The sequence below is a fragment of the Methylorubrum rhodinum genome (assembly GCF_014199935.1).
GTDB classification, from domain to species: Bacteria; Pseudomonadota; Alphaproteobacteria; order Rhizobiales; family Beijerinckiaceae; genus Methylobacterium; species Methylobacterium rhodinum.
Window position 1 is genome coordinate 1 of the sequence record NZ_JACHOP010000040.1, and the last position, 19,675, is coordinate 19,675.

The 19,675-nt window shown below is 71.6% G+C and carries 18 protein-coding genes; 7 read left to right on the forward strand and 11 right to left on the reverse strand.

Going from position 1 to position 19,675, the window contains the following annotated elements; all coding sequences use genetic code 11:
* Nucleotides 1–388 precede the first annotated feature (388 nt).
* On the reverse strand, nt 389–670 hold the full coding sequence (locus HNR00_RS24535; RefSeq protein ID WP_183574022.1) for a hypothetical protein: 282 nt from the start codon (nt 668–670) through the stop codon (nt 389–391).
* A gap of 191 nt (nt 671–861) precedes the next feature.
* Between HNR00_RS24535 and HNR00_RS24540 the strand changes: the two genes are divergently transcribed.
* On the forward strand, nt 862–1,134 hold the full coding sequence (locus HNR00_RS24540) for an SGNH/GDSL hydrolase family protein (RefSeq protein WP_183574024.1): 273 nt from the start codon (nt 862–864) through the stop codon (nt 1,132–1,134).
* Between the two features lie 305 nt (nt 1,135–1,439).
* A complete protein-coding gene (locus HNR00_RS24545; RefSeq protein ID WP_183574026.1) occupies nt 1,440–2,918 on the forward strand; it encodes a GumC family protein in 1,479 nt (492 codons plus the stop codon).
* Nucleotides 2,919–2,954: 36 nt separating this feature from the next.
* On the opposite strand, the gene HNR00_RS24550 is transcribed toward HNR00_RS24545, so the two are convergent.
* Nucleotides 2,955–4,010 (reverse strand): WecB/TagA/CpsF family glycosyltransferase, encoded by a 1,056-nt coding sequence (locus tag HNR00_RS24550; protein WP_183574028.1) that lies wholly within the window; start codon nt 4,008–4,010, stop codon nt 2,955–2,957.
* A 488-nt stretch (nt 4,011–4,498) separates the two neighbouring features.
* Between HNR00_RS24550 and HNR00_RS24555 the strand changes: the two genes are divergently transcribed.
* Nucleotides 4,499–6,166, forward strand: a complete 1,668-nt coding sequence (locus HNR00_RS24555; protein WP_183574030.1) for a GMC oxidoreductase — start codon at nt 4,499–4,501, stop codon at nt 6,164–6,166.
* 24 nt (nt 6,167–6,190) lie between these two features.
* Here the strand turns inward: HNR00_RS24555 and HNR00_RS24560 are convergent, their stop codons facing one another.
* From HNR00_RS24560 to HNR00_RS24600, 9 genes are read right to left on the reverse strand one after another with little or no spacing between them, the layout of a single operon-like run.
* On the reverse strand, nt 6,191–7,162 hold the full coding sequence (locus tag HNR00_RS24560) for an NAD-dependent epimerase/dehydratase family protein (RefSeq protein ID WP_183574032.1): 972 nt from the start codon (nt 7,160–7,162) through the stop codon (nt 6,191–6,193).
* On the reverse strand, nt 7,159–7,914 hold the full coding sequence (locus HNR00_RS24565) for an FkbM family methyltransferase (protein WP_183574034.1): 756 nt from the start codon (nt 7,912–7,914) through the stop codon (nt 7,159–7,161). Before HNR00_RS24565 ends, HNR00_RS24560 begins: the two co-directional genes overlap by 4 nt.
* Nucleotides 7,915–7,952: 38 nt before the next feature.
* A complete protein-coding gene (locus HNR00_RS24570) occupies nt 7,953–9,116 on the reverse strand; it encodes a GNAT family N-acetyltransferase (RefSeq protein WP_183574036.1) in 1,164 nt (387 codons plus the stop codon).
* On the reverse strand, nt 9,116–10,099 hold the full coding sequence (locus HNR00_RS24575; RefSeq protein ID WP_183574038.1) for a glycosyltransferase family 2 protein: 984 nt from the start codon (nt 10,097–10,099) through the stop codon (nt 9,116–9,118). The genes HNR00_RS24570 and HNR00_RS24575 overlap by 1 nt, the downstream gene beginning before the upstream one ends.
* A complete protein-coding gene (locus HNR00_RS24580) occupies nt 10,099–11,424 on the reverse strand; it encodes a lipopolysaccharide biosynthesis protein (protein ID WP_183574040.1) in 1,326 nt (441 codons plus the stop codon). The genes HNR00_RS24575 and HNR00_RS24580 overlap by 1 nt, the downstream gene beginning before the upstream one ends.
* A complete protein-coding gene (locus HNR00_RS24585; protein ID WP_183574042.1) occupies nt 11,421–12,197 on the reverse strand; it encodes a polysaccharide deacetylase family protein in 777 nt (258 codons plus the stop codon). The genes HNR00_RS24580 and HNR00_RS24585 overlap by 4 nt, the downstream gene beginning before the upstream one ends.
* On the reverse strand, nt 12,194–13,165 hold the full coding sequence (locus HNR00_RS24590) for a hypothetical protein (protein WP_183574045.1): 972 nt from the start codon (nt 13,163–13,165) through the stop codon (nt 12,194–12,196). The genes HNR00_RS24585 and HNR00_RS24590 overlap by 4 nt, the downstream gene beginning before the upstream one ends.
* On the reverse strand, nt 13,162–14,310 hold the full coding sequence (locus HNR00_RS24595; protein WP_183574047.1) for an endo-1,4-beta-xylanase: 1,149 nt from the start codon (nt 14,308–14,310) through the stop codon (nt 13,162–13,164). The genes HNR00_RS24590 and HNR00_RS24595 overlap by 4 nt, the downstream gene beginning before the upstream one ends.
* On the reverse strand, nt 14,297–15,283 hold the full coding sequence (locus HNR00_RS24600; RefSeq protein WP_183574049.1) for a glycosyltransferase family 2 protein: 987 nt from the start codon (nt 15,281–15,283) through the stop codon (nt 14,297–14,299). Before HNR00_RS24600 ends, HNR00_RS24595 begins: the two co-directional genes overlap by 14 nt.
* A 300-nt stretch (nt 15,284–15,583) precedes the next feature.
* Between HNR00_RS24600 and HNR00_RS24605 the strand changes: the two genes are divergently transcribed.
* From HNR00_RS24605 to HNR00_RS24620, 4 genes are all read left to right on the forward strand, one after another.
* Complete coding sequence (locus HNR00_RS24605) at nt 15,584–16,921, forward strand: O-antigen ligase family protein (RefSeq protein WP_183574051.1); 1,338 nt, start codon at nt 15,584–15,586, stop codon at nt 16,919–16,921.
* Nucleotides 16,921–18,099, forward strand: coding sequence for an acyltransferase family protein (locus tag HNR00_RS24610; protein WP_183574053.1), 1,179 nt, complete (start codon nt 16,921–16,923; stop codon nt 18,097–18,099). Before HNR00_RS24605 ends, HNR00_RS24610 begins: the two co-directional genes overlap by 1 nt.
* Before the next feature lie 4 nt (nt 18,100–18,103).
* The gene (locus HNR00_RS24615; protein WP_183574055.1) at nt 18,104–19,174 is read left to right on the forward strand and encodes an acyltransferase family protein; all 1,071 of its coding nucleotides are present in this window, start codon (nt 18,104–18,106) and stop codon (nt 19,172–19,174) included.
* 173 nt (nt 19,175–19,347) lie between these two features.
* A partial coding sequence (locus tag HNR00_RS24620) for a transposase (protein WP_246391098.1) occupies nt 19,348–19,675 on the forward strand: 328 nt, incomplete at its 3' end.

Genomic DNA, 19,675 nt, shown 5'->3' on the forward strand with positions numbered 1-19,675 from the left:
GGCGATCAGCACCACAAACAAAACGCGCCATAGCCGCCTCCACCGTCCCGCAGAGACTATCAGAACAGCAGAGTTTTTCACACAGCCTCCACCCAATCCAGACGTAAGACCCGATTTCAGCGCCTGCCTTAAAGCGGACCTATCCAAGGTCCGCAGCGGGTCAGGAGTTCGCTCCCCGCTTGTTCGGCTATGCGCTAGAAGCAGAATTGCGCTCGACGCCCGGTAGCAGACATTTAGCGCCAATGGGCTAACTGTCCGGTATCGATCGATTTCGTTGAATAACTTGGAGACCGCCCTTCAAGCATCATCTGAGAGCCTGTTTGAGCGCGCCAGCTTAGGCTGGACTGTTGAGGGCGTTGGCGGCCATTAGGCAGGCGAGGCGGCCGCCCTAGTGGCTCAGCCAACCGAAGGTTCGCTGGACGACCCAGCGCCGTTTCGGCACCACAAATCCCTTCTGGTCGGGATCCTTCTTGACGACCTCGCAGCGCATGCCGTGGAAGTGACACCACTTCTCGCAGCGCTTGGCCCGGAAGACGCCGTCGAGAACGGCCAGACGCAGGCTCGGCCAGAGCGGTTTGCCCCTGTCTAGCGCCGGAAGCGTATCGCAGTCCTGCACGTCGGTCGGCACCACGGCCAGCGCCAGGATACGCCCTTCGGCATCGACCATCATCACGCGTCCTCATCCTGAGCTTGTCGAAGGAGCGGCCAACGATCTTCTCGGCGCCGTCGTAGGCGCGATGGCGCGGCCCGCATTTCGGCCTACCACGTCGTCGAGGACGTGGCCGGGCGCACGCTCTCGGTCGAGGTCGGCCCGGCCGGCAAGCGCGTGAGCTTCGCACTGAAGCCACGCGGCGTCCCACCGTGCTGCTCGAACGGACGGGCGGGGCGGTGAGCGCCAAAGTGGTGACCGATCAGGCCGAACTGAGCCAGACCGAGGCCCGGCTGAACGAACTGATCCGTGGCTGCGCCGACGAACAGAGCGTCGTCTACCTCGATCCCGGCCGCGCGAGGGCCGACACCTCGAGCCGCATCTCGACCCTGGTCCTGTTCGATCACCTGCGCCCGACGATGGTCGGCTACGCCATCCTCGGCGACGCCAGCGAGGAGACGGTGGGCCGGATGATGGCGCGGTGAGGTCTGGACGGCTCCGATCGCGTCCCGGGACCGTCAGACCCCGGGAAGGTTTCGTCCCGCGCCGGGACGATTCCGCCCCCCTCGGTTGACGTAAGGCCTTGGCGGGGACGGCATGTGGATTGCGCTAGGACGGCCGACGGATCGTTAGGATGTCTTGCTTAGTGTCTCCCACGCCACTCCCGCCGGGCCGCCGAGGCGGAGGCGACGCCGCCGTGGAGCGGGAGTCCCGCGAGGGGCACTCGAACGGCGGGCCGGCGTCGACGGCGGACACCGACGTGCCGTGCCGGGTGCGCGGAGCCTGATGCATGCTCGACGGACCTCACAACATCCCCTTCAGGCGCCCTCCGGAAGCGGAGGACCGGCGTGCCCGCTACGCCGAGATGGTGTCTTGGCTCCTGCAGCGCTGGGGCCTGATTGCCGGCGCGAGCTGCGTCTGCGCGATCCTGACCTACGGCGCGAGCCTGCTCATTCCTCCGAGCTTCGTCGCCACGACGACGCTTTTCATCGACAGCCGCGGCATCCAGGCGCTCGCCGGCGCGGCCGGGCAGCCCCCGAGCAGCGACAACAACTTCGAGGTGAGCCTGATCGAGAGCCAGGCGAGGATCGTCACCTCGCGCAGCGTTCTGTCGCGGGTCGTCGCCGCGCAGGGGCTCGCCGACGACCCGGCCTCTGTGGGGACGACGGTCACGGACCGAATCAAGGGCCTCCTCGGCGCCGCCCCCGCGGAGCCGCCGTCGGCGGAGAGCCGGCGCCTCAAGGCGCTCCAGGCGCTCGCCGACCGCGTCACGGTCAGGCGGCCGGAGCGGACCTTCATCATGGAGGTGTCGGTCCGCGCCCCCGCGCCCGAGACGGCGGCGCGCCTCGCCAACGCAGTCGCCCAGGCCTATCTCGACGAGCAGACCACGGCCCATGCCGGCAAGGCCCGCCGTGCCAACGACGCGCTGACGAGCCGTCTCGACGAGCTTCGCGACCGTCTCCGGCAGTCGCAAGCCCGGGCGCAGGCGTACCGGGAGAAGCATGGGCTCGTCGGGACGCGCACGCAGCTCAGCAGCGAACAGCAATTGACGGAAGCCAACGCGCAGCTCGCCCAGGCACGCCAGCAGCGAGTTCAGAGCCGCGCCCATCTCGACGGCCTGTCCCGGGCGGATGGCGGCCAGGATTCCGAGGGCGTCTCGCCCGAGGCCGTCACCTCGCTCACGATCTCCCAGTTGCGCAGCAAGCAGGCCGACGCGAAACGGCAACTGGACTCGGCCCTCACCCAGTTCGGCGCGCGCCATCCCGCCGTCCGCGATGCGCGCGATCAGCTTGCCAGCATCGACCGGTCGCTCCAGGCCGAACTCGCGCGCATCCGGCAGGCCGCGCAGCGCGAGTACCAGCGCGCATCGGCTGCGGAGAAGGCGTCACAGGCGATCGTCGACCGGCTGTCCAACGAGGCCGCCGACACGAGCAGCGCCCTGTCCGAACTGGCGCAACTGCAGCAGGAGGTCGACGTCAACAAGAACCTGCTCAACACCTTCCTCAGCCGGTCCCGGGAGATGGGCGAGATCGAGCAGCTCGACACCAGCACGGCGCGGATCATCTCGACCGCCGAGCCGCCGTTGCAGCGGGTTTTTCCGCCACGCGGCATCGTCTTCCTGGTCCTGGGCGGCGCCCTCGGCTTCTGGATTGCCGTCGCCTGCATCGTCCTGCAAAGGACCCGGATCCTCTCGAAATGGGCCGGACGCGTCGCGTCCGCGCCCGCGACGGCCCTCCGCAGGCTGGAGCAGCACGACCTCGTGTCGTGACGGCCGATCCGGCGGGATGTCCGTCGAGGCACGGTTTCAATCGATCAGGTCGTCGGCGCCGTAGGACCGGCAGAGGCGCGACAGCCGGGGCGAGACGCCGGTCACGTGCCATCCCCGCCCCGCGTCGAGCCGGGCCTGCCGCAGGAGCGTCAGCAGGGCCACGGCGGCGCTGTCGAGCCCGGTGGCGGCGCCGAGGTCGAGGGACAGGCACTTGCTGCTGCCGGCCTGTGCCTGGAGCGCGGCGCGAAGGGGGCCGAGGCCGGGCGCGCGCCAGTCCCCGTCGATGCGGATCACCACCTCGCGCTCGCCCTCGACCACCTCGACGGCCGAGAGGACCGCCCCCGATCCGCGCGGGAACGGGAGGCGGGCCATCCCGGCGTTCCACGATGTCCGCGCCAGCATGGCGAGGGCCGCCGAACCGTCCGACAGGTAGCGGCGCCAGAGAGCGGGCTCCCGGTAGATCCGCCACGCCCATTCGAGACCGGCACGCTGCACCCGGACCGGGGCGCGGCGCACGGTTCCGGCGGTGAAGTTGATCACCGCGCCGAGATGGCTGACGACCGGAACCTCCAGCGCCGCCCGGTTGCGCTCGATCCAGCTCTGCCCCTTCTCGGCGCCGAGCGCCACGAGCAGGAAATCCGCACCGCTCGCGTTGATCTCCCGAATGATGTCCGGATGGCTGATCGCCTCGACGCTGCCGTAGCCCGGCGAGCGGTAGCCCACGCAGCGCAGGCCGCCGCCCTCCGCGTTGAGCCGGTCCGCGGCGAGGCGAGCGATGCCGTCGGGGCCGCCGAACAGGTAGACGTCGAGGCGTTCGGCCGGGTCGCGGCTCCGCCGCAGGCGTTCGAACAGGTCCGCGCCGGTGAGGCGGCCCTTGACCGGCACGCCGAACCATCGGCCGGCCCAGACCAGCGGCATCCCGTCGACCAGGCTGAGATCGCTGCGCAGGATCGAGGCGCGAAACGCCGGATCGGACGCCGCGCGCACGACGAAGTTCAGGTTGGGCGTCGCGATCGTGCACGGGCGCCGCGTGCGCACGGCCTCACGGACGACCGCCAGCACCTCGTCCATCGCGACGTTGTCGAGCGTCACGCCGAAGATACAGAACGCGGATCGCGAGAAATTGGGGACCGATCCCGGCACCGCTCGGCGCGTCCCGTGGTCCGGTCGATCGAGCGGTTCGTCGGCCAGCCTCACCGAAAGCCTCTCATCATGCCGCTGGCGCCATGTCGGTCCGCACACCGTCGCCTGCGGATACCGTCGGCGCGTCGATCGACGACGTCCGTCGGAAGAATCCAGCCGGTGACGTGGATCATGCGGGCCCGAGCCGTCCACGATACTCGATGCCGTCGAGACATGGTCTCTCGACAACGTGATAGGCCAGCCGCCCGACTGTCGCGCCGAAAGCGATCCGCCACGACCATGAAGGCGACTGTGATGGATGGCACCGAGCACTGCAAGACCGCCCCCCGCAAGACCGTTTCGAGACGCGTAGCGCCTCCGGAATGCTGCATAATGATCGCCATCCGACGGTCGGCGCGACCGGTCGCGCTTCCCGCTCCCCTGTCCGGTGCCTTTTGATGATCCTCTCGGCGGACACGATCGACGACGGCACCGAACTCCCCTGCGATCTCTGCATCGTCGGCGCGGGCGCGGCCGGGATCACGCTCGCCCTCCAGTTCCTCCGGAGCGGCCTGCGCGTCGTCCTCCTCGAAGGCGGCGGCCTGAAGCCGGACGCCGCCGCGCAGGCGCTCTACCGGGGCGAGGTCGCCGATCCCGATCTCCATCCCCCGACCGACCGCTACCGCCAGCGGACGATGGGCGGCACGACCACCGTCTGGAGCGGCCGCTGCATCCCGTTCGACCCGATCGACTTCGCCGCGCGGCCCTGGCTCGGACAGGACGGCTGGCCGATCGCCTACGACGAGGTGGCGCGCTGGTATCCGGCCGCCAACGCCCTGTGCGAGGCCGGCGACTGCACGTTCTCGGCCGCCGCCGCCCTGCCGGACGGGATGCGCCCGACGATCCGCTCCTTCGCGCCCGAAGGGTTCGACACCGACCGGATCGAGCGGTTCTCGCCGCCCACCGATTTCGGCGCCCGCTACCGCGCCCGGCTGGCGGCGAGCGCGGATGTCCGCGTCCTCATCGGCGCCAACGCACTCGAACTCGTCACCGACCCGGACGGCAGCACGGTCCGCCGCGTCGCGGTCGCCACCCTCGCCGGCCGGTGCTTCGCCGTCGCGGCCGGCCACGTCGTCGTCGCCACCGGAGGGATCGAGACGGCGCGGCTGCTGCTGGCGTCGCGCCGTCACCGGGCGGACGGGGTCGGCAACGCGCACGGCCTCGTCGGCCGGTTCTACATGTGCCACATCGCCGGCACCATCGGGACGGTCAAGCTGCACGTGCCGCGCGACTACGTCTGGAGCGGCTACGAGCGGGCCGAGGACGGCGCCTATTGCCGGCGGCGCTGGACGCTGAGCGAGGCCGCCCAGCGCCACCACGGGGTCGCCAACGGCCTCCTGCGCCTGCACTTTCCCACCATTCCCGATCCGCGCCACGGCAGCGGCCCCCTGTCGGCGCTCTACCTCGCCAAGCCGTTCATCGGCTACGAGCACGCCAAGCGGCTGCACAACCGCGGCGGCGGGGCCGGAACCTGGCTGCGCCATCTCGGCAACGTCGCCCGCGAGCCCGCGGCGACGGCGGGCTTCTTCCTGCACGCCGTGCGGCACCGGGCGCTCGCCGCCCGCAAGTACCCGTCGGTGATCGTGCGCCCACCGGGCAACCTGTTCAGCTTGGACTATCACGGCGAGCAGGTGCCCAATTTCAACAGCCGGGTGAGCCTCGGCCGGGAGACCGACGCACTCGGCCTTCCGCGCGTCCATCTCGACTGGCGCCACTCCCCCGTCGACATCCGCACGGCGGAGGTCGCCCTGTCGCTGCTCGACGGCGCGCTGCGCCGCTGGGGCCGCGGCCGGCTCGACTACGATCCGGCCGGCGTCGCCCACCACATGCTGCGCGACGGGGCCTATGGCGGCCACCATATCGGCACCGCCCGCATGGGCGCCACGCCGGCCGCCGGCGTGGTCGACACCGAGTGCCGGGTGCACGGGGTGCACAACCTGTTCCTCGCGGGTGCGGCCGTGTTCCCAACCTCCAGTCAGGCCAACCCGACCCTCACGGTCGTCGCCCTGGCGCTCCGGCTCGCCGATCGGCTGAAACGAAGCCTCGCTCCCGCTCGCGTGGCGTGAGCGGGCCGGACGGCCTCCGCCCGGTCACCCCGACGTCCGGAGCCAGTCCGCGGCGGCGGCGATGGCCCGCGCCGGGGGCGTGCGCGCAAACGCCAGCACGGCATCGGCCCGGCGGTGGTCGAGGGTGATCTCTTGCCGCCAAAGCCGCGCCATCGACGGCGTCACCGCCGGCGGCAGCCTGACCCGCACCGGGGAGCGGTCGAGCACGCGCCCGGCCACGACGAGGGCCGGGGCGAGCAGCCGGACCTCGGCGGACAGCCGGCGTCCCGAGATGCGCGCGACCGGCACCGCGCCGATCGCGCGGCCGAGATCCGTCAGGTAGGCGTTCCAGCTGCGCGGGTCGGGGTCCGAAACGTTGAAGGTGCCGCCGCCCGCCTCCGGCCGGCGCAGGGCCGCCAGGATGGCCCCGACCATATCGTCGATGAAGGTGAGGTTGCAGGTTCCGTCGCCGTTCTCGCCGAGATCGCCGATCCGGTGCTGCCGCAGCAGCCGGCCGATCCGGTCCGTCCATTGCGGGCTTCCGGGGCCGTGGATGCAGCCCGGCCTGAGCACGACCCACCGGGCGCTGACCGTGGCGGAGGCGGCGATCATCGCCTCGCAATCGACCTTGGCGCGGGCATAGGGGCTGTCGGATCCCTCGAGCGGGCTCGTTTCCCCGACCGTGCCGGAGACCGACCCGTAGACCGCCATGCTGCTGAGGTGGACGAGGCGCCGCACGCTGCCCGATTCGGTCAACGCGACGAGGTGGCGCGTAGCCGCCGTCATCGCGGCCTCGCTTCCCGCGATGCAGTTGACGACGGCGTCGATCCCGGCGAGCGCTTGCCCGAGCGCCTCGGGATCGGTCGCATCGGCCCGGTGCTGCGCGACGGCGGGCGGGAACGCGCCCCCGGCGCCGCGCATCAGGGCCACGGGCTCGAAGTCCGGGGCGGCCGCGAGCGCGGCGACGAGATGGCGGCCGACGAACCCGCCGGCACCGAGGACGAGGACGCGCATCATGCGGCTCGGGTCCCTTCATCGTGGTGCGCGCGGCGCATCAGGCCGTTCATCTCCTGGATGGCGCCGGCCCGGCGCGACACCACCGTGAGATCCGTGAGGACGAATCCCGCCGCCTCGTAGCGGGCGAGCGATTCGAGGTAGTGCGGCGCGCCGGCGTAGATCGGCAGCACCGAGAGTTCCGAGTACAGCGCCCGCACGGCGCCGAGGCAGCCCTGCGCGCCGGCAAAGCAGCGCAGGTCGTAGCCCTGCGTGTCCATTTTCAGGAGGAGGCGCCGGGCGGCGTGGTCGGGCAGGAGGTCCGGCAGCACGCCGTCGAGGCGGCGCACGGCGACCTGCTCGGTTTCGAGCGGGCGCGAGGCCGTGATCGGCGAGAGAAGCGAGTTCATCACGGTCAGGCTCGGCACGACGTTGATCGCGGCGGTGCCGTCGGCATCGCCCAGCGCCATGCACAGCCCCGTCCAGAGCGGATCGCCCCGCATCCGCCGCGAGGCCGCGTCGAAATCCCGGCGCACCGGCTCGAACGAGAGGATGCGACCGGCAAAGCCCGCCTGCCGCAGCCCTTGCGCGAACTGGCCGGTATTGGCGCCGACGTCGAGCACCACGTCGATCCGCTCCCCCCGGATCAGGTCGCGCAGGCCGACATGCTCGGCCAGCGCCTGGAGCGGGCGGCCGGGCAGCGGCAGCCCCATGCGGACGGCCTGCAAGGCGAGCCGCCGGCTCCCGTCCTTCAAGGCGTGGCGGATCGCGTTCATGGATGCCCCATCGTGGCGGATCGGTGTCGACGCATCGCTCATCCCGTGCCGGGCAGAGGCGGTCGGCCGGCCAGCCGCCGGATCGCCCGCCGGAGCCATGTCACCCGCTTGGCACGCGCGCGAATGTCCTCGCGCATCGAGATCGAGGCGAGGGCGAGGCGCCCGCGCATCGTCACGGCGCCCTCGCAACGGAACAAAGGCAGTTCAGTGTCGGCCCATTCCCGCTTGTAGGCCTCGTCGCCGACCGTGAAGTCGAAGACCTGATGATCCTCGTCGATCGCGGCCTTCATCATGGCATCGATCATGAGACGCCCGGTGCTGAAACGCTGCCAGTCGCCGGATTCCCATCCCAGCAGGAGCACGTAGAAGCGGCCGCGATAGACCAACCCGAGATGGGCCGCCACGACGGTGCCGGCCACCGAGAGGGCGCACCCGTGGATGCGGCCCTCCGGAAGCGTCATCCGGCCCATCGCGTCGTAGAACCCGGCGAAGGCCGGGTCCGCGAACCAGTCCCTGTCCCCGGTTTCCAGCCAGCGACGGGATTTCATCCGCTTCAGGCCCACGAGGAGATCTCGCATGGCGGCGGCGTCGGCGGCGACGGCGAAATCCGAAGATCCCACCTCGGCGAGGCGGCGCCAGCGACGGCGTGTATCGCCAACGAATTGGCTTCTCATCGAGCCGACCAGCGCCGCATAGCTGTCGGGAAGCGCCACGCTCCGCGCGACCCCGGCGGCCATCGCGCCCGGCAGGTGGACCAGCGGATTTGGCACTCGCCCCGTACCGGCCCCCTCCGGCGGGTCGAGCGAGGCCGGCATCCGCAGCAGGCGGACGGTGTCGTGCGGGGGCAGCACCGCGGCGATCCGCGTCCAGAGAGTCCGGACGGAGGCGGCGTCGAGGTTCCCGGCGAAGGCGGGGTCGGCCAGCGGGGCGTTGTAGTCGGTCACGCTCCCGCCGAGGAACTCCAGCACGCGCAGACCCCGGCTCCGGCGGATTCCAAGCGGGATCACCATCCGCACGCGCACATCCGCCACCACGACGATGGCGGGCGCGACGCCGACGCCCAGCGTGTCGTGCCAAGCCCGGAGCCACGCGTGGCGCCCGAAGGCGTAGCCCGCGAGACCGGGCGTTTCGAGATCCGCCTCGGCGTCCCGCAGCGAGGCGTGGACGCGGATCGTCGGCCCCTGTGCCGCCCCGTGGTGCATCAGCGGTGTCCCCGCGGCATCGTCCACCACAGGAGCTTGCCCGCAACCTGCGCGACCTTCAGCCGGCGCGCTCCGGCGTCGGGGGCGCCGCGCAGGCGGGAGGCCGCCCAGGCGGCGCTCACCAGCGCGAGCTGGACGCTCGCCCGCAACGCGATCGACACGGCCGCCAGCGCCGGACGCCGCGCGCGCCGCACCGCGACGCTGGCCCATTGCTGGCCCCCGCGCCGGTTGCGCAGGAGCATGTAGTCGAAGCGGGTCCGCTCGGCCGGGACGACCTCGTAGACCACCGCCTCGCCGCACCAGACCATGCGCCGGCCGGCCCGGTCGAGGCGGACGAACAGGTCGTGATCCTCGCCGCCCGATCGCCCCAGCCACGGGTCGAACGGCGCGTCCCCCACGAGGCAGGTGTCGCGCCGCAGGAGCGCGTTGCCGGTGCCGATCCAGCGTCCGCTCGCGCCCGAATCGTGGCGAATGCCCATGCGGGTGCCGCTGGGCCGGTCGAGCCGGCGCTCGAAGGGGCGCCCGCTCGGATCCCAGTCCGGCGGCCCGTCGGGGAAATCGGGCAGGACGGCGCCGAACACGATATCGGCCCCCGTCTCCCGCGCGGTCGCGACCAGCGCGGCGAGCCAGCCTGGACGGCACCACTCGTCGTCGTCGAGGAAGACGACGAGCGCCCCTTTCGTCCCCGCCACGCCGCGATTGCGCGCGTGGGAGATGTTCGGCACCGGGTGGGCGAGGTAGCGCAGCGGCAGCCCGGCCTCGCCGGAGAGCGCCGCGACGACCGGCCCGGCATTCCCGTCCGGCGCGTTGTCGACCACCACGATCTCGGCGGCGACGTCGGGCGGCAAACGTTGCTCCCGCGCGGTCCGGACGGCGCGCGCCAGCAGGGTGGGACGGTTGAACGTGCAGATGACGACGCTCACCGTCGTGACGACGCTCGGGGGCGTGGCGGCCGGTGCCTCCGGCTGGTCCGCGGCCGACATCACCGCCCCCTCGGTTCGGGCGGCGGCGTTCGGCCCGCCGCCGCGCCGCTTTCGAGGGCGGCGACCGCCCGCGCGGCCTCGCGCCACAGCAGCAGCGTGATCCCGACATAGCCGGCCGCCAGCGCCACGAGGTTGCCCTCGGCCCCGTAGAGCAGGATCATCGGGATCACGCCGGCCAGCACCGGACCGACCGTCCACAGGTTAATCATTGTCAATTCACGGAACCGCTTGGCGACCTGCATCACGGCCGAGAGGTTGGCGTCGACGGCCTGCAGTAGCAGGACCACCGTCCACAGGGCCACCAGGGGGCCGATCCCCTCGTAGCGTCCCCCCAGCACCCGGCCGATGAGCCAGTCATGGGCGAGCAGCATCACCACCGCGTAAAGGGCGACGATTGCCACGACGCCGGCGAGGGTGCGGTTGGCGGTCCGGGTCATCTCCGCGACGCGCCCCTCCGCCGCCAGCCGGGCCATGGCGGGAGTCAGGGTCCGCCCGACCCCGACGATCAGGAGGCCCATCGGCATGATCAGCATCCGGGCGGCGTTCAGCTCGGCGATCGCCCGGGCGCTGCCGAGCCAGCCGAGCAGGTAGACGTGCCCCTGGTTCTGGAGCGCCGTGACGGCGGCGCCGCCCAGCGCCCACCGCCCATGGCCCCAGGCGACCGCCACCGCACCGAGCGCCGGCCCCCCTCCGGTCCGGAGCGGCAGCCGCGACAGGGCGAGGCCGAGGCCGGCCGCCACGCCGGCCGACAGGCCGAAGGCCGCGAGCGCCGCAAGGGAATGGGAGGGCACCGGGCCCGCGCCGAGGCCGAGCGTGCCGGCGGCCCAGCCGGCGACGAGCAGGAGATCGAGCGTCATGGCGTTGAACGGCCGGTCGACGAGGAAGAAGTAGCTCCGCAGGAAGTCGTGCGCCATCACCGCCGGGCAGGCCAGGGCCGACACGACGAGAAGGGGGCGCAGGTCGAGCGGCAGCACGCCCTCCGGGAGCAGGAGCGCGACCGCGAGACCGGCCAGCGCGAGGGATGCGCTGAGCATCATTTGGCCGCGCAGGAGCGAGGCGGCGAAGCCGTCCCGGTCGTGCCGGGGATGCTCGTGGTAGGACACCGTGAGCTGGGCTGCGAACACGGCGTTGGAGAAGCCGTTCAGCAGGATCAGCGTCATGTAGCAGAGGCTGTAGAGCCCGTACTCCTCCTTGGTCGAGGCCCGCAGCACGAGGAGCCCGACCGCGAGGTTGCCGATCCCGACGACGCCCTGGTCGACGATGCCCGCCAGCATGCGGTGGCGCCGCCGCAGGAGGGCGAGACCGCGGGAGACGCTCTGTCTCATGCGGATGCCGGAGCGATCTCGTCGACCACGGCGCCGACGGTGGCGACGCGCAGGCCGGCGCGCCCTATGGCCGCGACCAGTGCGGCGAACGAGGCGGGGCTGCATCCCCAGGGGGAGGGCGTCGGCGTCACGTCGTGGGTATAGAAGATCGCCCAGCCCCTCCTGGCGGCGAGCCGCCCGATCACGTCCTGTGCGGCGGCCAGCCAAGCGGCATCCTCGTAGAGCGGATTGGCCGGCAGCAGAGCGAGGTCGACGCTGCCGCGGGCGATGCCGGCCATCGTACTCCGGCAGGTCGCGGCCCGGGCCATGGCGGCGCGCTTGGCGCCCAGAGTCACGCCGCCGAACGGATAGGAGAAGGAGCGCACGGCGTGCCCGGGCAGGAGGTCGGCCAGGACGCGGCGATTCTCGTCGATGTCGCGGCCGTAATCCTCCGCCGCGACCGCGCGGGCATCGAGGTGCCGGCAGGTGTGGTCGCCGATCTCGTGGCCGTCCGCGTGCAGCCGGGCGACCTGATCGGGCGAGGCGATTTCCCCCACCGCGCTCGGCTGCCCGAGCAGACCGCTCGCCGCGTACCACGTCGCCGCCATGCCGGCGTCGCGCAGGATCGGCCCGGCCGCGTCCACGGCGGAGGCCGGAAAGTCGTCGAAGGTGAACGAGACGGTGGGGGGGAAGTCGTCCGGGAGGACGGCGGGACGCCGGGCGCAGGACCGCACCAGGGCGCGCCCGACCACGCGGCGCAGGCGCGGGACGGTCCCGTCGGCGCTCCCGCTCACCAGTAGCATCCCTGCTCGACCTTGCGGGCCGTTGCCGGCGCCTCGTCGCCGCTGGGCCTGACCCAGGCGGCGTTCCGCTGCGCGGCAACGGCGGCCGACTTCTCCCAGCGCCGCCCCAGGATGCCGAACAGGATCTGGGTGAGGCCGCCCATGTGGAAGCCGACCTTGCCCGCCGCGCAGGCCTGCGCCGCGACCGGAAGGGAGATGCCGCCGGCGCCGACGATCACGACGTCGTAGGGCCGAGACTCGATCTCGCCGACGAGGTGGTCGAACTGCTCGTGCCAGTTGCCGTATCGCGGCGGCGCCAGCGCTGGGCTGAGCGGCATCCGCACCGTGCGCAGGTCGAACGCCGGCAGGATTTCACGCTCCCCCCACACCTCCCGCCGTCGGGCGTACTGGCGCTCGATCGTCGCCGCGAAGGGATGCAGCACGACGACGCGCTTGCCCGCGAGCGCCCCGGACCACGGATCGCGGTGATACCACGGCTCGAAGCTGTCGATGTGGAGGAGCGCCCTCGGCGCGGCCTCGGGGACCGGGGCACGCCGCAGGATCTCGGCCTCGCCGGGTTGTCCCCAAACCGCCAGAAGGTCGATCCGCGCCAGCGCCGCGAGATAGGCCTCGCAGAAGCGGTCGATGCTGTCGGGCGTGCCGGGAAACAGCCCGACATTGGTGACGAGTTGCTCCATCAGCAGGGGCGGGTAGCCGGTCTGCGCGAGGAAGCAGGTCAGGGCCTCGGCCTCCAGCGAGCCGATCTTGGCGATGCCATGCGGCCCGCCGGACAGGATGGCCTCGCGCAGGAGACTGTTGCCGGCCTCGGCGTCTTTCACGCTCCCGTGCTGGTTCAGCTCGCGCCGACGCAGCAGCCGGCGCAGGTAGAGGTAGGGCGGATGCGCCGCGTCATGGAGGCGGGGATGCGCGCGCACGAAGTGGGCGAGGCGGCGGCGCAGGGCCGTGGCGGGAGACGTCATCGGGCGAGGCCCCGGGTGGGAGCGGAGCGAAACGCCTCGGCGACGGCGCCGCGCAGCGGCTTCGGGCGGAAGGCGGCGTCGTAGAGGTGCGGCCGCGAGGCGAGCCCGTCGGTGCGGCGGGTTCCCGGATTGCCGTCGACCCACGAATTGGCGTCGCTGATACCCCAGGTCACCACCAGCCGCACCGACGGCTCGGCCAGCGCGGCGGCGAGGTAGGCGCGGGTCTCCTCCGCGGCGGCCCGGTCGCGGGCGGCGACGTCGGCGGGAAACGTGCGGTCGGTGATGTCGAGTTCCGTGATGAAGACCGAAAGGCCCAGGCTCGCGACCGCGCGGATGAAGGAGCGGAACACCTCGGGATTGAACGGCCCTTTGGCCGGATCGAGGTGCCCCTGGATGCCTAGGGCACGAATCGGGACGCGCTGGCGCACGAGGCGGTTCAGCAGGTCCAGCGTGGCGGCGCGGCGCCGGGCCTGCCAGTCGGTGTCGCGTTCGAGGTCGTACTCGTTCAGGGTGAGGATCGCGTCCGGATCGGCCTCGGCGGCGAGCGCGAAGGCGCGGGCAATGTAGTCTTCGCCGAGCGCCGCAAGGAAAGGCGTGCGGCGCAAACCTCCGGCCTCAGCCCCGGAGGGTTCGATCGCCTCGTTGACTACATCCCAGGAATGCATGCGCCCTGCATAGCGGCGGCACAGCGTCCCGATGTGGCGCGACAGCGCCGTGCTCATCTCGGCGCGCGACAGCCCTGTCTCCATCCAGGCCGGCAGGGCCTCGTGCCAGACCAGGGTGTGGCCGCGCGTGGACAGCCCGTTGGCGTCGGCGAGGTCGACGAGGGCGTCGGCGTCGTCGAGGGCAAACCGTCCCAATCCGGGCTCCGCCCGCACCCATTTCAGTTCGTTGCCCGGCACGAGCATCGCCGACTGGGCCAGCGCGATCGCGGCGAGCGGGGGCGCGTCCCGCGCCTGATCGCGGGTCAGCGCCATGCCGAAGACGATCCCCTTTGCCGCCGCGAGCGCGGCGAGGCTCGGCGCGGCGGGACGCGCGTCCGGGCCGCCCGGCCACGCCGCGGCGCCCGTGGCTGCCAGGGCACCGAGGAGGCGGCGCCGGTCGAGGACCGCGCCGCGGGCCGCCGGCCCGTCAGCCGCCGGCATGGTCGGCCCGCTCTATCGTCGGGTGGCCGAAAGGGGGAGCGGGCCGACGCTGCCGCAGCCGCATGTGCTCCGCCGAGCGTCCGCGCCCGACCACCAGAGCGCGTAGCTGGTAGGCGCGCACGAAGGCCAGATAACCCGGCGCGTCGAAGCGCTTCACGCCGCCGGCCCAGGCCTTCAGGTAGCCGCACAGCATCGCGACCGCGCCGAGCACGCGCGGGCGCTTGTTCATCCGGTACACCGTCGCGGCTAGCATGAAGAGCGGCGGGGTTCCCATCACCCAGGCGCCGAGACCGTGGCGCATGCGCCCGTGCCACAGGCTGAGATGGCTCGACCCCATCGGGCGCAGGTGGACGAAGGCGAGGTCCGGGTCGGGGAAGCTGACCGCCTTCAGGCCGTGCATGCGGCAGAGATGGCAATCGATCCCGTCCCACCCGATCGAGGTCGGGAAGCCGCCGATCAGCCGCCACGCGGAGACGCGGTAGAATTTCGTCATGCCGACCGAGAACTGGTCGGCGATGTGCTCGCTGATCAGCGCGCCGGTGCGCGGGTCGGGAAAGAACGGCTTGCCGCTGCAGGTTGCGATCGCCCGGTCGGCGTCCATCCGGTCCATCAGCGTCTCGAAGTACCGCGGCGGCAGCGCGACATCCATGTCGAGCTTGCACAGGAACTCGACCGTCGACAGGTCGATCCCGGCAAGACCTGCATTGAACGCCTCGACCACGCCGGGGCCGACCTTGCGCACGCCTCGATCTGAGCGGCGGACGATGCGCAGGTAGGGCATCCGCGGCGTGTACTCGGCCAAGATACCTTGCGTGTCGTCGGTGGAGCCGTCGTCGACAAAGACGAGGTGGGCCGGCGGCGCCGTCTGCGCGAGCAGGCTGTCCAGGGTCCGGCGCATCGTCCCGGCCTCGTCGCGGCTCGGCGCGATCAGGGCGTAGCGACGGCGCGCCGTGGGATCGAGGCTCTCAATCATGACGGCGCGCACCCGACGGGAATCGAAGCCCGCACGGTTCGAACGGGGATGGGCCTGGACGCGTGCGGCGAGGTCGATCCATTTTGGAGGCCGGTTAGACTGCCGACGAAGCGTCGACTTCGATCGAACGTCTAGCCGAGGACGCGCTAAGAATCTGCTTACGGATGGGGGAACGGCCGATCCCGCCTCGCGGCGGCGCGCTCGCAGGAGGCGTACCACGGGACCGGGCCCGCTCCCGCGACACCCTTTCTTCAGGCGATGCCCCGATGATGCGGGCGGCGTGCGGCGAACGGATCGACCATGAAGGACAGGGCCCCCGCGATTGACCAACTGGGGCGCGGCGGCCCGGGAGGGCGCTCTGGATCGGGCGCGTCCTGGCTCGCGGGCGTCCCCCGTCCGGAAGCCGCCTACGCGGCGTTTGGGCTTCTGGTCTATCTCGGTGTGCATGTCGGCCTGAACGGGACGGGCGGCGACGCCGAACCGACCGTAGACGGCATGGCGACGCTCAACCAAGCGATGGTGCTGCTCCTCGGCCTCGCGTTCGTGACCCGCCACCGGCGGATCTGCACGGCCGCCCTCGCCGATGTTCGGCCGTTCCTGCTGCTGCTGCTGCTCGCCGCGGCGTCCAGCCTCTGGTCGCAGGCGCCGGAGGCGTCCCTGCGGCGTTCGCTGACGCTGGCGACGCTGATGATGTTCGCCGTCTACGCCCATGCCGTCCTCGGAACCCTCCTGATCTGCCGCCTGCACGTGATGGTCACGGGGGCCGTGGCCTTCGCCAGCCTCGCCATGGCGGCGATCGTGCCGTCCTCGGGGTTCGATGTCGGCGGCTATGCCGGCGCGGTGCGCGGCGTGTTCTCGCAGAAGAACAGTCTCGGCGACGCGATGGTCGTCGGGACGGTGGCGCTCAGCGGCCTCGTGCTGCACCGCCGCAGGGTCGTGGCGACCGATCTCGTCTGCCTCGCGCTCGCGGCCGGCACCTGCATCCTCGCGCAGGCGACGACGTCGTTCCTGCTTTGCGGCGCCGTGGCCGTCATGACGGCCGTGATCCTGCTCCTCATCGATGCCAGCGCCGTCGCCGTGTTCGGCCTCATGACGGGGCTGATGGCCGCCGCCCTCGCGCTCTGGGTCGTCTGGGTCGTACCGGTCGACCTGTTCGAAATGCTCGGCAAGGATTCCACGCTGACGGGGCGAACCGAAATCTGGGCCGCTGTTCGCCAGGCTATCGCGGACGGCTCCGTCCTGGGTCACGGCTACTCGGCGTTCTGGCTTCCCGAAACGCCTGCGGCGCGCAACGTCTGGGCGGCGATCGGCTGGGTGACGCCGAGTGCCCACAGCGGATATCTGGAACTCCAGCTCGAACTCGGCCTGCCCGGCCTGCTGCTCGTCGCGGCGCTCGGCCTGACGACGCTGTGGGTCGTCGCCCGCGCCTGGGGGGCGGGCCGCTGGGCCACGGCCGGCTGGGCCTTGATCGTCCTGACAACCATCGCGATCATCAATTACGACGAGTCGTCGCTGCCCCGGCCCGACATCCATCTCCTGCAATGGATTCTCGCCTTCGCGGCCTGCAGCGCGGGTGCAAGGCCGTGCGAGGCCGTGCCCGCCGGGCCGGCTCCCGGCGGATCGCCGAGGCAGCCGTGATGCGCGCGGACGAACTGAACCGGAGACCGGGATCGCCGCATCCCCCGGTCGCGCGCCTCGACGCCCTGACCGCCCTGCGGTTCCCCGCCGCGGCGGGCGTCGTCGCGTATCACTACCAGAACCTCCTGCACCCGGCCGGGCCGGCACCGTCGATCGGTTGGGCGGCCTACGGCGCGGTCACGTTCTTCTTCGTGCTCTCGGGGTTCATCCTGACGCACAATTACCGGTCGGTCGGGTTCGACCAGCCGGCTGCGAGGCATGCCTTCTACCGCGCCCGGATCGCCCGGATCTTTCCGCTCTACCTCGTCTCCATCGGCCTCGCGCTGCCGTTCTTCGCGGCGCATCTGGCCAAGCTCGCGCCCGTCCCGCCCCTGATGGCGGCCTCCGGGTTGCTCACGCCGCTCGGGCTTCAGGCGTGGTTGCCGGGCGCGGCCTGCGCGCTGAACTGCCCGGCCTGGTCCGTCTCCGCCGAGCTGACGTTCTACGCCCTGTTCCCGTTCCTGCTGCCGCCGCTGCTGCGCCGGCCCGGCCGGGGCGCCCTCGTCCTGCTCCTCGCGTGGTGCGTCATGGGCGTGGCCGCGAGCCTCGCGTGGGACGCGCGGGCCGCGGGCGCCTCGCTCCTCGCCCCGGAGCCGGCCGGCCCGGACGCCGCGCTCCTCGCGCAGTTCATCAAGTTCAACCCGCTGCTGCGGCTGCCGGAATTCCTGTTCGGAATCGTGCTCTACGCGGTGTGGCAGCGCCGGGCGGTCGCTCCGCCGGTGCTCCTCGCCCTCGCCCTCGCCGTGGGCATGGCGCTCGGGCTCGTGGCCGCCGCGCCGTCGATCCCCGAACCCGTGATGCACAACGGCCTGACCGCCCTCGTCGCGGCGCCCCTGATCCTGGCGGCGGCGGCGATCCGCGGCGGGCCGCTGACGTGGCCGCCACTGGTCTTCCTCGGCAAGATCTCTTTCGCCTGCTACCTCCTGCACGTGCCGGCTTCGGCCGCGATCCAGGCGCTCGACCGTATCGCCGCCGACGGCGTGCTCCGTGCGCATCCCTGGGCCGGCCTCGTGCTCGCCTGCGCCCTCACCCTCGCGGCCTCCGCGCTGCTTCATTTGCGGCTGGAGGAGCCGGCCCGCCGCCTGATCCTGCGCAGCGCGGCGCGGCCCGCCATATCGGCCGGCCGGGAGAGGGCCTGAGCCGATGCGTGCCGCCCCCGTGCACAGTGACCCGGCCCCCCTTTGGGTGTCGCTCCAGTACCTGCGGGCGGTCGCCGCCCTGCTGGTCGTCGCCTATCACCTGCACCATTCACTCCAGAGGCTCGGCTACGATGGCGGATGGCCGGACTGGACCCAGCGCGGCGTCGACGTGTTCTTCGTCATCAGCGGCGTCGTCATGTGGTTGACGACGCGCGGCCGGCCCATCGGCCCCCTGGCGTTCTACCGGCGCCGCATCCTGCGCATCGTGCCGCTCTACTACTTGCTCACGACCCTCGTCTCGCTCACCCTGATCGCCGTGCCGGCGGCCGTGCAGAGCGGCCGGTTCGACGGTCTTCACATTCTGGGCTCGTACCTGTTCCTGCCCCTCAGGCACCCGGTCCTCGGCACGCCGGTTCCGGTGCTGGTTCCGGGCTGGACCTTGAACTGCGAGATGGTGTTCTACGCCGTCTTCGGGCTCACGCTCCTGCTGCGGGAAGGCCTGCGCATTCCCGCGACCATGACGGCGCTGGCCCTGATCGTCCTCGCCGGCGCTCAGGCTCCCGACGACAGCGCGGCGGCCGCTCTCTACGGGTCGAGCATCATGCTCGAATTCGGATTGGGCCTCGCTCTGGGCGCGTTCATCGGCGGCGGCCGGTCCCTGCCCACACCCTACGCCTGGGCCGTCCTCGGACTCGGAACGCTCGCCCTGGCGGTCGCCCCCGAGGCGCCGCGCTTCCTGACGGCTGGCCTTCCCGCCTGCGCGATCGTCGCCGGCGCGCTCTCGCTGGAGCGGCGAGGCCACATGCCGACGCTGCCGCCGCTCCTCCTGATTGGCGACGCGTCGTATGCCCTCTACCTGTCACACGGGATCGTGCTGTCGGCCTGTACGCAGTTCGCCCTCAAGGCCGGCCTCGGCCCATCGGCCTGGTTGAGTGTCGTGTTCGCGGTTGCCAGCCTCTGCGCGGTCACGGTGTCGGCCGTGGCTCTGTATCGATGCGTCGAGCGGCCTCTGCTGCGTCGCCTCGCTCCAGCGCCTGCGGTTGCCTCTTCCGCCGTTCCGGCGGCCAGCCACTGAACCGTCGTGGGCTGATGTTCAGTCCCTCTGTGTTTGGCGTATCCAGCGTGACGGCCCGCTCCTCCGGCTTGAGGGCGAGCCATTCCGAGTCGGGGCGGTCCTTGACGTTGGCCTGCCCACTGAAAAGTGGTCCTCCCTGCGGTATGGCTTTGAGCCCTGTGGAGGATGTCATCATGGGACGGAAGAAGCATACTGCGGAAGAGATCGTCGCCAAGCTGCGTCAAGTTGATGTTTTGGTCTCGCAAGGACGGAAGGTGGCAGAAGCCATTCGATCCATCGAGGTGACCGAGGTGACGTATTACCGCTGGCGTTCTGAGTACGGCGGCTTGAAGGGTGATCAGGTCAAGCGGCTAAAGTCTCTGGAAACCGAAAACCAGCGTCTTCGTCGGGCGATCTCCGACTTGACTGATCCGCCCCCATGGGAGTGGTCCGCCCTGAGGTATGGCCTGCGGGCCAGGACGAGGACGGACAGATGGGAACGAAGCGGCACAAGCCGGAGGA